The sequence below is a fragment of the Pseudomonas sp. NFX98 genome (assembly GCF_047784845.1).
GTDB lineage: Bacteria > Pseudomonadota > Gammaproteobacteria > Pseudomonadales > Pseudomonadaceae > Aquipseudomonas.
This window is the reverse complement of sequence record NZ_JBLNNF010000002.1, coordinates 116,944-130,901: the sequence shown is the minus strand read 5'-3', so window position 1 is coordinate 130,901 and position 13,958 is coordinate 116,944. Positions and strand designations below refer to the sequence as shown.

Below are 13,958 nucleotides of genomic sequence, written 5' to 3'. Positions count from 1 at the left end.
CAGCCATGACCAAACGACAGGAAACCCATCACGGATTTTCCGACGACCCTCAAAAAGTCAAAGAGGCCGGACGCAAAGGCGAATCCAAGACTAACGTGGCCACCGACAAAGCCGAGAAGGCTCGTATCGGTGGGCAGCATAGCCATGGAGGGACGCGTGGCGAACAATAATGCCTCTGCTCGAACTGCTGACCTGCCTGGGTCAGCAGTTCGATATCCGCAAGACATTTTCTGAGTACAAAAGTGTCAATGGGCTTCATACATCAATCTGTAATTCCAGATCACCATTGGCCAATTTACGAGTGTGGACAAGGGTGCCGGTCAAGTGCTGTTTTGACGGCTGAATGACCGTCACCGTGTGTGCCTTATGAAGATCCTCCGGGAAGGGTGCTTGCACCTGCAGTTGAAAGGCACCAGGCGTAATCGGGATGATCACTGCCTCGCATTCCACGCTTTTTGCGATGGGGCCAAGAAATGTATCCAGCAGATAATCCAGGCGTATGCGGCAGCTCATGAACAGACTCCGTCTTTCACCCTGACTTTCGAGTGTGCCCGACTGTGTGTATTTTGCAGCTCCGGTGAGGGGAAATGCTCGTTCAGTAAAGTGATATGGTCCAGCGCTTCTCTGAATTGGTTTTTTGCCTTTTCTCGTAGCAGCAAATAGACAAGAAACATTTCATTATCGAAGTCACTGCGGTCCAGGAGGTCGAGTGCTGACCGATTGATGGCATTTGCCTCCTCGAACAGCTTTTTGTTTTGCTCCATTGCTACGCGGCGGCAGGCAATAATCTGGTCGGCTGAATAGTTAGACATGATGGTTTCTACCTTTAAATCATCCCTGTCATTTAGCAGAACACCCAAATCCCGAAATGGGTGTAGGTTTTAATTCACAGATATTCAGACCGTACGGTCGGCAGGAATGATCAAAGAAGTTGTATTTGAAAAATCGATCATTGCGGCTGGAACACGCAAAAAAACCACTTTTTTAAGCGGGCAGGGCGACGCAGGAATGAGCGAAGGATTGATTGCGTAGCAGCGCTGCCTTGTGTATTCACAGGCTTCTCAATGACTGCAACTTCTATGGCAAGTAAGTACGCAAGAGGTTAATTCTACGGTCAATGGCCTGCTGCAAACGAACGCGATGCGCGTCCCAGACGCCGGAGTCAACAGAGTCAGAGCGCATCAGGGTCAACATTGCCGTTTTGGCAGCAGCATATTCCGCATTGGCATCAAGCATCTTGAGCTTGCGCTGCTCTTGCTCCGTCATCTCCAGGCGTCTGAGTGCAAGCACTGCGTCGTCCGTAATGACTGGACCCAGAGTCAACTGCGGACGGTGGGGTGCACGGAAGGGCTCGCGCTCCAACAGAATTTTCCGTGCACGCTGAAGCCCCCAATTCAATGCGCTATCCAGCCGTTCCAGGCGTTGTCGGTCATGGAACTCCTCGTGCATCGGGACGCCATTTTCGTGATAGATCCCGACAAATATTTGCACTTTCCTGCTGTGCGATACACGTGCTTGTATTTCCACTTGCCGCCCATCCTTGAGCCTCTCTTCGTGCATTTTTGTAGGAAGCTGTTTATTCATCCAAAGCCAGAACTGCGGGCTTCTACGACGCATTCATTGTCCTCCGCGCCTTAATTTCCCTAGGCAAAATGCGCCTGTCTGACGGCTATCTCACTACGTAACTCAACAATGAGATCGGCTATGGCTTGGCTTGACGTCAGTTTGTCTGTCGTCACGCCAGTGACCAACAATTCAACCTGACCGGACGATGGATCGAACACTTCGATCATCAACGAACCATCCGAATTTGCTGTACAGATACAGGAAAACGGAAGAAAGCCGCACTCAATGATGTGGCGTAATTCAAGCATCGATATCATGACCTGCGTCCTCAGAGTCAAGTGAATTGGTCCCCCTGAAATCATAGTAGGCAGCCTGCGACTTGCATGACGCAGGAACAGTCGGTCCGATACCGCTCGTCGATATTCGCTATGAGCGTTCATCCTTCCGATGGTGGCAATGTCATTTCATTTGTCGGGTTTCATGGAGGAAGTCTCGGATTGTCCATCGATTGAGAGGTCAATGTAGCAGCGGTCGGGGGGGATATATCGGCAGAACGCCGTGGAGGGACCGAAAAAGAGTGGGGATTTTTTCGGGTATTCGTTATTACCTGTTCAACTCGGTAAGACTGTTTGCAGCGAGCGCCGGGGTGTCGCGACTAATCAGCTTCGGACGCGGGCGAAGGATAATGAAAGGAATTTCTTGAGGAAGCTGGCCATGGGAGCTTCTATTTTTTTGTGGACCATGTAAGACCCACCTACCATCAAGGCGATGGTGCCCCATAGCAATATGTGCGGGTTCACAGCCGGGTAGGCAACGTTGAAGATCATGAATCCGATCATTTGATGTAACAGATAAAGTGGATAGGTTAGCGCGCCTAACGCAGTCCAGTTCACCAGGCCTATGGTTCCCGTTTTATTCGTTGCGATCAATGAGAACGTCATGAAAAACAGAACAATCATGCCGCATACGATGAGTGGGTTGTAATCGGTCGAGTATTTTGTTTCGAGCAGTTCGGCCCATACAATTGCGGTGTAGCAGGCTAATGCCAACGCACCCAGCAAAAGAAAGGTGCGTGTTTTCGTGACGCCCTTGGCCCATATAATGTAGAACGTTGCGCCTGCGATGAAATAAGCGGCGTAATCGGTAATCAAGATCGAGCGCAATTGTTCAAAGCCCAGTATTTCTGCTGTGGCGGAAATTATTAGCCAGAACACGAGATAAGTTTCTATTTTTTCTATTTTCCTGAAGCCCAATAGAATGGAAATCATCAAGTAGAATTGAATTTCTACAAAGAGCGACCAATAAACGCCATCTATCGCCGGAACGTCCGTCAAGTTGCTAAGGAAAGTCATGTTAATAAGGTATTGATAAAGAGTTGCCGTATATCTTGGCTGTCCGATGGCAAGGGTCACCAGGTAGGTGATAGTGCAGCACACCCAGAAGGCAGGGCAAAGGCGAACGACGCGGGATATGAAAAATACTCTAAGACTATTACCTGACGCGGTCATCAGAATGACAAACCCACTGATCATGAAAAACAATTCGACGCCCAGATAACCGTATTTGGCGGGTTCAGCCAATAGCGGGTAGGGCATTGTCGACATGTCGCCCTTTGCATATCCGCGAAACGCATAGTGAAAAAACACTACGGCGATAGCGGCAAGAAAGCGCAGCAAATCCAGTTCTTTCAGCCGTCGTTTGATCATGACTATGCGCTCCAGACTTGTTAGCCCTGGGTGAAAACCGACCTCCCTATCGATTGAAATCTTGCCCAGGGAATGCTGTAACAGACGTTACGTCTCTTGGGCTTAACTGAAGGTGGCATGCAGATCAGGCTGCAAGAGAGGCGGCTGAATCTTGACTATTGGCGACGTTGCCACACGTAGACATAGTCCACTTCGAAGGTGGAGGGCAGGTCGGCATCGTCGACCACACCGAACCATTTCCACATGGCTTCGCTATCAAAGATCACCTGCATCGGAAAGAAGAAATGCAAGTTCCTTGATTCCCTGACCAGAACACCATCGACGTACCAACGCAGGGTGTCGCGCTGCCAGTCGAAGCCGTAGATATGGAAGTCATCCGCCAGGCGCCATGGACTGATCCAAATGCTGCCATCGGCGATGTGCTCGGTGCTTTGCGGCGTCGCCCACAGGTGGGCATTCATGTTGTACGAGCGGTCGAGAGCTGCGTTTTTGGTTTTGCCGCCGATCTCGAAGATGTCGATTTCGGTGGCGTTGTCCTCCATGCCCGTCCACGCCAGCCAGAAAGCGCTGGAGCCTGCGGAGTTCATGGGTTTGGCGCGGGCTTCATAGTATCCGTAGAGCCCACGTTCATTGGTTCGGACCATGGCTGAGGTGTAGTCCTTGAAGCCCAGCTGGACGTACTTCTGCGGCAAGGTTTCCTTGCGAAAAACAATGTTCAGATTGCCATTGTTGACCGATGCATTGTTTGGCGTGAACAGCGCCGGTTTGCGTCCCAGCGACTCGTTCCCTATGGCGTTGTTGACGTGCCAGCGTTCGCGGTCGAGGGTGGTGCCATTGAAGTCGTCGGACAGTTTGGTGTTGAGAATCCACTGTCCGGAATTGGCTTGATCGGACAGTGGCAGCTTGGGGTTAGTCCGCTGCGGCAATGTGCCCAGTGGCCCGACGCGAGTCCAGGTGTCGGCTTGCTTGGGAATGGCAACGGCCCATTTATCCGCCAGGTACTGAAATGCTTGTTGGCGTTCTGCGAGGGAGCCAAATGCACGGTCGTACACCAACACTTCCGCGATGTCGCCGCGAAAGTTTTCGGAATGGCCGATGGCATTGCGCCCGACTCCATACGGACCAATCGGCACATCGTAAAGCTCCAGGACGGAAACGGTCGCCGCATACGCGGTGGTCTGCTGCAGGCTGATGGCGAAATTCGGCAACACGTTATCGTTGTGGGCGGATTGCGGGCGTGAACTGAACAGGCGCTGCCAGGGATCAACCTCGGCTTGTTCCGGCATTCGACGGGATACGATCAATACCGTTACAGGGCCTTTGGCGCTGCGGATGGTTTTACCCAGAAATCCCGATGCACCACTGAAACGAATCACCGGATGACCGTTGAGGGCGTTTGCCATCCGTTGTGGCTGTGACGCGCCATCGTCGACTGTGGCGTGATTGGATTTGCCGGATTTGTCTTTCCATTGCTGGACAAAGTTCTGTGCATTCAGGGTCATTGTTGACGCATCAGCCGCATCCAGCCACAGCACGAGCCCCGTAGCGGGGGCACCCGATTTTGCGTTGCACACCATCGAAACCGACAGCAGCAGTACCAGCAAAGACACTTTGAATATCATTTGACCGCCATCAGCGCTTGGATCTCGAATGTAGATTGATACCCCTGCGGATTACATGACTGCCACCGCCAGGTATCGACGATCATCTGATGGAGATCGCGTTGTGCGGTCCAGCCCAGCTCCCTTCCGGCCTTGCCAGGGTCGGCCCAGCATTGGGCAATGTCACCTTCGCGTCGCGGTGCGAAGCGGTAGGGAATGGTGATGCCGGTGATGTCCTCGAAACTATGGATGATTTGCAGCACGCTGTAGCCAATGCCGGTGCCGAGGTTCCAGAAATTGATGCCGCTGCTGTGCTGCAACACTTGAAGCGCCTTGAGGTGGCCGATGGCGAGATCGACCACATGGATGTAGTCGCGCACGCAAGTCCCGTCCACGGTGGGATAGTCGTTGCCGTACACCGTGAGCTCGGGCATCCGGCCAATGGCGACCTGCGTCAGGCACGGCAACAGATTGTTGGGGCGGCCTCTGGGATCTTCTCCGATCATCCCGCTTTCGTGAGCGCCAATCGGGTTGAAGTAACGTAATAACCCGATGCTCCAGCGGGGATCGGAGTGGCACAGATCGGTGAGCAACTCTTCGATCATCAGCTTGGTGCGACCATAGGCATTGACCGGTTTGCCGGTGCCGAAATCTTCGGCAATCGGTGTTCGTGTGGGTTCGCCGTAAACCGTTGCCGATGAGCTGAACACCAGTTTGAAGATATTGTTGCGCGCCATGGCCTGGCACAGGTCAAGCGTGCCGGCGACATTGTTGGCGTAGTATTCCAGGGGTTTGCGCATGCTTTCTTCGACGGATTTGAGGCTGGCAAAATGCACCACTGCATCGATGTCGTACCGCCTGAAAATGTCGTCCAGCAGGGTCGAATCACGGATGTCGCCATTGATGAAATCCACCCGGGACAGAGTCAGTTGCTCAAGGCGCGCGATGCACTCGCGACAGCTGTTACACAGGTTGTCGAGCACCAGCACATTGTGTCCGGCATTGATGAGCGCCAAAGCAGTGTGGGAGCCGATGTAGCCGGCCCCGCCAGTAATCAACGTAGTTTTGCGCATGGTGAAGTCTTCCTGTCTCGGGGACTGAACTCAGCGGGCGGTGAAAACCGATTTGAATTCTTGCGGCCAACGCGGATGCATGACGCTGTACGCAACGGCATAGCTCAGCGCACCCACCACAATGTTGCAGATCAGGTGCAGGTAGCCTTGAAAACCCAGCTGCGGTGACACATACAAAACGACTGCTGCCATGACCAGCGAGGCAATCACGCTGCGGTAGTTGGAGTCGAAAAACCGGTGCCAGCCGTAGCCGATAGCCGCGTTCAGTCCGCGGATTTGCAACGGTGTGATGATCAGCATTCGCACCAGCAGAGCGATGGCCGCGGCCATGCCGCCATAAGCGCTGCCGAAGCAGTAGACCAGTGCCAGTGCCAGCGCCGTGGTTGCCACTTCAGCCTTGATCGTGAGGTGGCTACGGTTGACCGCCACCAGTGCGGTGGTGGCGTACATGGCGGTGTTGCCAATGGCCGCCGTGCAGGCCAGCACTTGTAGCAGGGGAATGGCCTCGACCCATTTGGTGCCGAAAATCAACAGAATGAGGTCGTTGGCCGTGAGTGCGATGCCAATGAACAGGGGCGTCAACAGAAAGCTGCTGATGGCAGTTGAATCGCCAATGATCCCGAGAAGTCGCAGCGGCTCTGCGCTGCGCCGCGCGAACGCCGGCAGCGCGTAGCTCAGTAGGCCGTTATAGATGGCCGTGCGCGGCAGTTCGATGATGCGCATTGCCATGTTGAACATGCCGACCGCGTTCGCGCCGGCTGCCATCCCGAGCACCACGTTGACCCCACGCTGCAGTGTCTGGGAACTCAGGGCGTTGATTGCAACCGGTGCGCCGGCTTTCAATAGTTCGCGCAAGAACGGCCCGTCAATGTAAAAGGCAATGCGTCGCGGATCTGCGCGCATCAATACGATGATGGACACCAGTTCCATGATCACGGCCTGGGCAACGACCGCCCAGGCCCCCAACCCCCAAAGCGCAACAGCGATGCCGCCAACGCCACCCAGCACCTTGCCCAGTAATGTGCGCGAGGCCAGCGTCCTGAAGTCGCCGCTGCGGCGCATTTGCGCCACATAGACACGGGCCATCATGGTGAAAAGAATCTTCACCGAGGCCACCGCCGTCATCCATCGCAACACCGGCTCGGAGGTGTACAGCACCACCGCGACCGAGACGACGACGATGGACGCCAGGCTGACCAGTACCGATGCCCAGAACGCCGTGCTGATGTGTTTGTCTTCCAGCCGTTCGAGTCGTACCAGTGGGTCTTCCAGTACCGATGAATAAACCAGGCCGATCAACTCGACAATGGCAATGATGACCGTGCCCACACCCAGCTCGGCGGGCGACAGCAGCCTGGCATAGACAACAAAGGTAATCATCGACAGGAAGATCAGGCCGAATTTCTCGGTGAAGATCCACGTCAATGTAACCAGTCGATGATTGGCCATGGCGAATACCGGTTCAATGAGCGGTGGTTGATGCCGTTGCCTTTCGCAATGTCCGGGCGCGGGCATAGAGGTAGCGCAAGGTCGATTTGCCGTTGTTGAAGATCAGGGTTTGCCAGGAGCACTCAAGCATTCGCCGGTACACGTCGATTACCTCGGCATGCTCGTCGCGTCGGGAAAACGCATTGAGAAAGTCTGAGTGGTTGCCCAGCACGAAATCGATCCGTTGCTGCTTGCTTAACTGCGCGCCGTAGCGGGCGAGGTACACCTCGATGAAGCGGATCTTGTTCTGGTAATACTTTTTCGGTTGCGCGGTCATGTTGCCGCTGTTGACCGTGCGTTCCAGCAGCACCTGGGGCACCGTGTGGATCTCCCAGTGTTCGGCGATGCGCGTCCACATGAAGCGGTCTTCGGAATAACGCAGGCTGGCATCGAAGCCCCCTAGTTGCATGATCACGTCGCGCTTGACCAGCGCGGTGGATACGCCGTTGACGACGTTGGCGTGGATGAAGTCGTAGAAATGCCTGCCGTTCTTGAGAATGTTGTCCAGTTGCCGTCTGCCGTCGCTGTAATTGACCTGGGTGTAGCAGTCGATCAATCCCACGGGGCGGCCCTGTTGACTGAGTTCTTCATACAGGGCCAGCTGCAGTTCCAGCTTTTGCGGACGAAATTGATCATCGGCATCGAGCATTGCTACAAAAGTCTCTTGGGAGTGCCGCATGCCGTGGTTACGGGCGCTGGCCTGGCCTTCGTTGGCTTGCTGCAACAGCGTGAGGCGAAACGGTGCCACGAAATCCCGGACCCGTTGTGGTCCGTCATCGGTGGACCCGTCGTCGACGACGATGACGTGGTCGGGCAGTCGGGTTTGCTCGGCCAGGGACGACAAGGTTTGCTCAATGCTGCCGGCGCCGTTGTACATCGGGATCACGACGCACACGGAATGCGCAAAGGGGGTGGCTTGGTTTGGCACGGGTGGTTCTCCTTTTTGTTACGCCTTGGCTGAATCGCGCTGGAATTCTCGGCCAGCCTGACGCTGGCGCAGGGTTGTCGGTGATGGCTCGGGGTATGTCGCGTGGTGATGCCGAAAGGACAGGGCCAGGGTGCAAAACACCAAAAACTCGGCGGAGCGGTAATTGGGAATCACGTACGCCACATAATTGGTGACGATGAACAAGCCGATGATCACCAGGGCGCTGGCGCGAAACTGTGCGGCCTGGTTGGCCGTTACGGCGCGGTATTGTTTGAGCAGCGCTTCGGCCAGCAGCAAGACGAGCGCAGCCAGCTGGATAGCGCCGCCATTGAGCAGGGTTTCCACGTAACCGCTGTGGGCATTGCCTATATAGCCCCAGCGACGGATGAAAGCATCAGCGTCGGGGCTGGCCCAGAAGGCACCAAAGCCGTAGCCTTTGAGCCATTGATCGTCGATAAATGGCGCGAGCAGCTCCCAGATCAATGTGCGGTCAGTGAGCGACGGATCACGACCGGCCATCTCCAGCAGCCACGAAAGATGGTTGTACAGCAACAGGCAAACCAGCAGGAACGCCAGCGTGCAACCGAAAAACAGCCACTGCGAGCGGTTGATCCGGAGCCGGATCAAGGTGAGGAAATACCAGTAGCTCAGCGTACCGGAAACGATCAATGCCACGCCGGTTGCCGATTGCGCGAGCAGGATGGCGATCAGCGAAAAAAACGAGCAGAAGAGGGCCCAGCGATTGCGTTGGCGGATCGACGGTATCAACAACAGGATGGCGATTGCGTTGAGCCGGGCTCCAGCGTTCTTTTCAGCAAAAACCCCCTTGAATGCACCGTCGCGAATGCCACCGGACAAGAACGCGACGTCAGGCATGACCACGGCGAGTATCAATCCGATCATCGCCGCCACGCCGATGGCACAGCCGAGCATGTAGGTGATTTTTTCAAGTGGGTAGTTATAGGCGATGAAACCGGCAAAAAACATCACGCTGAGCAGTGCGATAAACCGCTTGAGACTCAGCATCGGATCGTTGGACCAACCGATCGATGCAACGACACAGACTATGAACACCAGTAGAAAGAAGTTGCTGCGGTAAAAGGTTTTGCTCAGGAACACTTTGTTGCGGATGAAGAAGAACAGGGGCACCAACAGTGTGATGAGGCCGCAGATCTGATTGGCGACGTTGCCTTCGAGGTCTTTGCTGATGTCACCGAAGCTGGATGCGCCACCCAGACTCAGGACAAACGTGATGACCTGGATGTAGAACAGCACGCCGAACAGAGTGAAGGCGTCGCGCAGGGTGCTATATCTGATCTCCAGCGTACTCATGGCGATGGTCTCCGGAGCAACGCCGCAAGGTAGGTTTCGACTGCGCGGCCATTCATGAAGCGCGCTGCGGCATCGATGCGGGACAGCCGCTGCAAATCTCGTGGTGTCGAGAGTTGCAGAGCAATCGCTTGGGCCAGGGCGGCCGGGTCGTCGACGGCCACCAGTGGCGCGACGATGCCTCCGAGGAGAATGTCTTGCGGGCCATGGGGGCAGCGAGTCGACACCACCGGAGTGCCGGTGGACAAGGCTTCGACCAGCGCATTGGGACTGCCCTCGAAGCGCGACGACAGCACAAAGCAGTCGGCTGCTGCCACTTCAGCCACAGGGTCGCTGGCATAGCCCGGCAGATCGACTCGATCCGCCACGCCGAGGGTTCGGGCCAGGTCTTGCAACGGGACCCTCAGCGCGCCTTCGCCAAAAATGATCAGGCGCGTGTTGGTGTCCGGCAACAAGGCGAAGGCGCTGATCAAGGTGTCGAAGCCTTTTTGCGCCGCCAGGCGCCCCACGGCGACAATCACCTGTCCGGACTTTTCCAGGAGCCAGTGGTGACTGGGCCGCTGCGGCGCTTTGTTGCGAAAGTCGTCATCAAGGACCGGGTTGTCGGCAATGGTCACGTCCCGGCCACGTGCAATGGTGGTGTCGACCAGATCCTGGGCGACACCTCGCGAGACGCAGATCACCGGATTGGGAATCAGCCGATACAGCAGCGGCGCCACCAGATACGCCAGACGCACCATGAAGTCGGGATTGACATGCTTGTCATGGGAAAACGCATTGCGCTCGCTGACATGCAACCGTGTCAGTGTTCCCGACAGCAATGCGGCGACGATGGCCACTACGTTGACGTGAGTCAGGGCGGCCAATTGCGCGTCGAAGCGATTTGTACGCAGAAATCGCGCGAGCGCCGGTACGGCACGCGCGGTACGCGGGCTGCGCAATTCAACCTGTTTGACCCGCGGGTCGAGGTGCGCCGCATGCAGGCCGCCACCGGTGAGCATCAGCAAGGTCACGTCATTGCCGGCGTCCACCAGTGCGCTGGCGAGGCGCGCCATCATTTTCTCGGCCCCGCCTGCGCTGAGGTCATGCAGGATTATCAGCAACTTTTTCATTGGTTCCATACCTGGTAGTACGTTTTCGCAGCGTACTGGCTGGTGTACGGATGGATGGCATCGGCGAGCATTTTTGCGCTCGGCGCAACGCAATCCGGTGAAGTCAGGCTGCGCAGCATTCCATTTGCCAGGGCGGGTACGTCGTTGACGTTGACCAGTTGACCCAGCCGGCCGTTGTCCAGCAATTCCCTCGGCCCGCTCTCGCAGTCGCACGCCAGTACGTGCGTACCCAGCGCCAGCGCTTCGATCAGTACGGTCGGCATGCCTTCCTGCAGAGAGCTCAGAATGAACAGCCGTGCGTGCCTGAGCAGCGGATAGGGATTGCTCAGATATCCGCTGAAGTGCACGCGGTCCGAGATGCCCAATTGCCTGGCCTGGGCGGTCAATGCATCGAGCAAGGGACCGTCGCCGGCGATCACCAGGTCCGGCAGTGCTTTGCTACGCAGCGCCAGAGCGTAGGCATCGAGCAACAGATGAAACCCTTTGGGCTCGACGAGGCGGCCCAACCCCAACCAATAGTCGCGGGGTATGCCGTCGGGCAGCGGCGCCTTTGAGGCTTGCAGCAGTTGGTCGGTGACCACGGCGTTGGGGCAATAACGGATGCGTTGGCGACCCCAGGGCATCAGGTCGACAAGCGACTGGCGCAGGGCCGTTGAAACCGTTACGACCTTGCCGCTGCCGCAGAGGTACAGCGCATAGAGCAGGCGCAAGCTTGAGGGGCCGGTTTTCTGTTCGGAGCAATCCAGTGTCGCGTGGCGGCTATAGATGACCTTGCAAGGAAGGCCCAGCGTGGCGAACCAGGTGCAAAGGTTGGCCTGCTCCTTGGCCGAAATCAGGTGGGTTATGCCCTCACGGCGAATGAGTCGGCGCAACAGCACGATGGACTTGAGCAAGCCCACGATGCCGCCGCCAGCGCCGTTGAGCGTTTGCACACCCGCGGTGTTCGCCGTGTCACCATTCATGACGAAAAAGCTCACGCGTTGGCCGTCCTTGAGAAACTGCTCGGACAACCGTTGCTGGACGCGCTCGATACCGCCTCCCACTCTGAAATCCTTGAGAATGAACAGGATGTGCATGGTCATTCCCCCACGCTGATGGCGACTTTGCGCTGAACGAGTAGCCTCAGCAGGTGTAAAAAATTGCTCGGATAATCGAGGAGGTAGCGTTTGATCGTATGGGGCTCGCGATACATCCGGTAAAACGCGCGCAGATGCAGTTGATTGATCACCGGGGGGTAGTAATTGTGGGTAGCCATGGCTTCCTGGTGAATGAATCCGCCACAGGTAAAGGCGACTCCACGAAAGCCTGCACGCAACGCATCCAGTTCGAACCGTTCCTGTAGCCCGGCACCAAGGCCGACGATCAGGATGTTCGCTTCGCTGCGGCGGATGTCGGCCTGAATGTCTTCGGCCCGGGATGCATCGAAGTAGCCGTTGTGATAACCGGCGATGGTCAGCCGCGGATAGAGCGTCCTGATCTTGCCGATGAACAGCTCCAGCTCAGCCTGCCGGGCGCCAACGAAATACACGCGTTTGCGCTGTTGCTCGGCGCTACCCAGTACCGCGTCGGCAATAGAGGTGAAGTCGAAACTGACTCGGTCGATCGCACAGCCGGTCACTCGGGACATGAACAGCGACATCAGCATACCGTCGCAAAAATAGGCGACGGTGCTCGGCGTCTGCTCGATAAAACTGCCGATGGACGCAAAGTTGATGAACGAATACGCCTGGTTTGCGTCGAGCAATGACGGTGAGTAATGCCGGACTATCTGCAGACTGATCATGGGCAGCTCCTGTCAGTAGACCGGGTGGGTTTGGCGGCCAACGGAGACGTAGGTAATGCCGCGCTTGCTCAACCGCTGTGGATCGAACAAATTGCGCCCGTCAAAAATCAACGGTTGCTTGAGCTGCCGGATGAGCAGGTCGAAGTCCGGTGCCCGAAACGATTGCCACTCGGTGACGATGATCAGCGCGTCGGCATTCTTCAGCGCCGCCTCTTTGGTGCCCGCCAGTACCAGGTCATCGCGCGAGCCATAAAGGCGTTGGGCTTCTTCCATGGCTTTGGGGTCGTACGCCTGGACGCTGGCGCCGGCATGCCACAACGCTTCCATCAAGACCCGGCTGGGGGCTTCGCGCATGTCGTCGGTGTTGGGTTTGAAACTCAGGCCCCACAAGGCGAACGTCTTGCCGCGAAGGGCCCCATCGAAGTGATCGAAAATCCGGGTGTACAGGCTGGCTTTCTGTTCGTGGTTGCGCGACTCGACGGCTTTGAGTACCCGGGCGTCTATGTCGACGCTGGTGGCCACCTGGATCAGTGCCTGCACGTCCTTGGGAAAACACGACCCGCCATAGCCCAGGCCCGGGTAAATGAATTGATACCCGATGCGCGGATCGGAGCCGATGCCGTGTCGAACCATCTCGATATCGGCGCCAAGTTTTTCGGCCAGGCAGGCCATTTCGTTCATGAAACTGATCTTGGTCGCCAGCATGCAATTGGCCGCGTACTTGGTGAGCTCGGCGCTGCGCATGTCCATGACGATGATTTTTTCGCGATTGCGATTGAACGGCTCGTACAGCTCGCGCATGACCGCTTCGGCGTGCGGGCTGTCGGTGCCGATGATTATCCGGTCGGGACGTATGCAGTCCTCGACCGCGCAGCCTTCCTTGAGAAACTCGGGGTTTGAAACCACATCGAAGGTCAGATGGCTGCGACCGTTGTCGGCCAGCACCTGCTCGATCTGTGCGCGCACCCGGTCACCGGTGCCGACCGGAACGGTGGATTTGTCGACGATGATCTGATGGCGGTCCATGTTCAGCGCGATGGTTTGCGCTACCTCCAGCACGTATTTAAGGTCTGCCGAGCCATCTTCATCAGGCGGCGTGCCCACAGCGATCAACAGCACATCCCCATGGTGGACGGCGCTGACAAGGTCAGTGGCGAACTGCAGTCGACCACTTTGATAATTTTCACGTACCAGATTTTTCAGACCCGGCTCGTAGAGGGGCAGCGTGCCGTCCTTCAGCGCCTGGACCTTGGCAATGTCGACATCCACGCAGAGGACGTGGTGTCCGACTTCCGCCAGCGCGGCGCCTTGTACCAGGCCCACATAACCAATACCGAATACGCTCACATTCATGATCTAACCTCGGGTCGTC

At 56.5% G+C, this 13,958-nt stretch carries 15 protein-coding genes; 1 reads left to right on the top strand and 14 read right to left on the bottom strand.

The window, feature by feature from the left end; all coding sequences use genetic code 11:
• Positions 1 to 5 precede the first annotated feature (5 nt).
• On the top strand, positions 6 to 170 hold the full coding sequence (locus ACM110_RS03045; protein ID WP_416126507.1) for a KGG domain-containing protein: 165 nt from the start codon (positions 6 to 8) through the stop codon (positions 168 to 170).
• A gap of 85 nt (positions 171 to 255) precedes the next feature.
• Here the strand turns inward: ACM110_RS03045 and ACM110_RS03040 are convergent, their stop codons facing one another.
• The 14 genes from ACM110_RS03040 to ACM110_RS02975 form a co-directional block, all read right to left on the bottom strand.
• Positions 256 to 513, bottom strand: a complete 258-nt coding sequence (locus tag ACM110_RS03040) for a hypothetical protein (RefSeq protein WP_416126506.1) — start codon at positions 511 to 513, stop codon at positions 256 to 258.
• Positions 510 to 812, bottom strand: a complete 303-nt coding sequence (locus tag ACM110_RS03035) for a hypothetical protein (RefSeq protein ID WP_416126505.1) — start codon at positions 810 to 812, stop codon at positions 510 to 512. Before ACM110_RS03035 ends, ACM110_RS03040 begins: the two co-directional genes overlap by 4 nt.
• Positions 813 to 1,077: 265 nt before the next feature.
• Positions 1,078 to 1,617 (bottom strand): hypothetical protein, encoded by a 540-nt coding sequence (locus ACM110_RS03030; RefSeq protein ID WP_416126504.1) that lies wholly within the window; start codon positions 1,615 to 1,617, stop codon positions 1,078 to 1,080.
• Between the two features lie 26 nt (positions 1,618 to 1,643).
• Positions 1,644 to 1,883 carry a DUF1652 domain-containing protein gene (locus ACM110_RS03025; protein ID WP_416126503.1) on the bottom strand — a complete coding sequence of 80 codons (240 nt, stop codon included), beginning with the start codon at positions 1,881 to 1,883 and terminating at the stop codon, positions 1,644 to 1,646.
• A gap of 342 nt (positions 1,884 to 2,225) precedes the next feature.
• Positions 2,226 to 3,272 carry an acyltransferase family protein gene (locus ACM110_RS03020; protein WP_416126502.1) on the bottom strand — a complete coding sequence of 349 codons (1,047 nt, stop codon included), beginning with the start codon at positions 3,270 to 3,272 and terminating at the stop codon, positions 2,226 to 2,228.
• 155 nt (positions 3,273 to 3,427) lie between these two features.
• On the bottom strand, positions 3,428 to 4,894 hold the full coding sequence (locus tag ACM110_RS03015; RefSeq protein WP_416126501.1) for a family 16 glycosylhydrolase: 1,467 nt from the start codon (positions 4,892 to 4,894) through the stop codon (positions 3,428 to 3,430).
• Positions 4,891 to 5,946 (bottom strand): UDP-glucose 4-epimerase GalE, encoded by a 1,056-nt coding sequence (gene galE / locus ACM110_RS03010; RefSeq protein ID WP_416126500.1) that lies wholly within the window; start codon positions 5,944 to 5,946, stop codon positions 4,891 to 4,893. The genes ACM110_RS03015 and galE overlap by 4 nt, the downstream gene beginning before the upstream one ends.
• 30 nt (positions 5,947 to 5,976) lie before the next feature.
• Positions 5,977 to 7,395, bottom strand: coding sequence for an oligosaccharide flippase family protein (locus ACM110_RS03005; RefSeq protein ID WP_416126499.1), 1,419 nt, complete (start codon positions 7,393 to 7,395; stop codon positions 5,977 to 5,979).
• A 13-nt stretch (positions 7,396 to 7,408) separates the two neighbouring features.
• Complete coding sequence (locus ACM110_RS03000; protein WP_416126498.1) at positions 7,409 to 8,362, bottom strand: glycosyltransferase family 2 protein; 954 nt, start codon at positions 8,360 to 8,362, stop codon at positions 7,409 to 7,411.
• 18 nt (positions 8,363 to 8,380) lie between these two features.
• A complete protein-coding gene (locus ACM110_RS02995) occupies positions 8,381 to 9,694 on the bottom strand; it encodes an O-antigen ligase family protein (protein WP_416126497.1) in 1,314 nt (437 codons plus the stop codon).
• On the bottom strand, positions 9,691 to 10,803 hold the full coding sequence (locus ACM110_RS02990) for a glycosyltransferase (RefSeq protein WP_416126496.1): 1,113 nt from the start codon (positions 10,801 to 10,803) through the stop codon (positions 9,691 to 9,693). Before ACM110_RS02990 ends, ACM110_RS02995 begins: the two co-directional genes overlap by 4 nt.
• Complete coding sequence (locus tag ACM110_RS02985; protein WP_416126495.1) at positions 10,800 to 11,879, bottom strand: glycosyltransferase; 1,080 nt, start codon at positions 11,877 to 11,879, stop codon at positions 10,800 to 10,802. The genes ACM110_RS02990 and ACM110_RS02985 overlap by 4 nt, the downstream gene beginning before the upstream one ends.
• A 2-nt stretch (positions 11,880 to 11,881) precedes the next feature.
• The gene (locus ACM110_RS02980) at positions 11,882 to 12,586 is read right to left on the bottom strand and encodes a WecB/TagA/CpsF family glycosyltransferase (RefSeq protein WP_416126494.1); all 705 of its coding nucleotides are present in this window, start codon (positions 12,584 to 12,586) and stop codon (positions 11,882 to 11,884) included.
• A gap of 12 nt (positions 12,587 to 12,598) precedes the next feature.
• On the bottom strand, positions 12,599 to 13,939 hold the full coding sequence (locus ACM110_RS02975; RefSeq protein ID WP_416126493.1) for a UDP-glucose dehydrogenase family protein: 1,341 nt from the start codon (positions 13,937 to 13,939) through the stop codon (positions 12,599 to 12,601).
• Positions 13,940 to 13,958: the final 19 nt, after the last annotated feature.

Bases quoted from the DNA above. Each gene is read 5' to 3' on its own strand.
- ACM110_RS03045 (WP_416126507.1), top strand. From the start codon at position 6: ATGACCAAACGACAGGAAACCCATCACGGATTTTCCGACGACCCTCAA.
- ACM110_RS03040 (WP_416126506.1), bottom strand. From the start codon at position 513: ATGAGCTGCCGCATACGCCTGGATTATCTGCTGGATACATTTCTTGGC.
- ACM110_RS03035 (WP_416126505.1), bottom strand. From the start codon at position 812: ATGTCTAACTATTCAGCCGACCAGATTATTGCCTGCCGCCGCGTAGCA.
- ACM110_RS03030 (WP_416126504.1), bottom strand. From the start codon at position 1,617: ATGCGTCGTAGAAGCCCGCAGTTCTGGCTTTGGATGAATAAACAGCTT.
- ACM110_RS03025 (WP_416126503.1), bottom strand. From the start codon at position 1,883: ATGATATCGATGCTTGAATTACGCCACATCATTGAGTGCGGCTTTCTT.
- ACM110_RS03020 (WP_416126502.1), bottom strand. From the start codon at position 3,272: ATGATCAAACGACGGCTGAAAGAACTGGATTTGCTGCGCTTTCTTGCC.
- ACM110_RS03015 (WP_416126501.1), bottom strand. From the start codon at position 4,894: ATGATATTCAAAGTGTCTTTGCTGGTACTGCTGCTGTCGGTTTCGATG.
- galE (WP_416126500.1), bottom strand. From the start codon at position 5,946: ATGCGCAAAACTACGTTGATTACTGGCGGGGCCGGCTACATCGGCTCC.
- ACM110_RS03005 (WP_416126499.1), bottom strand. From the start codon at position 7,395: ATGGCCAATCATCGACTGGTTACATTGACGTGGATCTTCACCGAGAAA.
- ACM110_RS02995 (WP_416126497.1), bottom strand. From the start codon at position 9,694: ATGAGTACGCTGGAGATCAGATATAGCACCCTGCGCGACGCCTTCACT.
- ACM110_RS02990 (WP_416126496.1), bottom strand. From the start codon at position 10,803: ATGAAAAAGTTGCTGATAATCCTGCATGACCTCAGCGCAGGCGGGGCC.
- ACM110_RS02985 (WP_416126495.1), bottom strand. From the start codon at position 11,879: ATGCACATCCTGTTCATTCTCAAGGATTTCAGAGTGGGAGGCGGTATC.
- ACM110_RS02980 (WP_416126494.1), bottom strand. From the start codon at position 12,586: ATGATCAGTCTGCAGATAGTCCGGCATTACTCACCGTCATTGCTCGAC.
- ACM110_RS02975 (WP_416126493.1), bottom strand. From the start codon at position 13,939: ATGAATGTGAGCGTATTCGGTATTGGTTATGTGGGCCTGGTACAAGGC.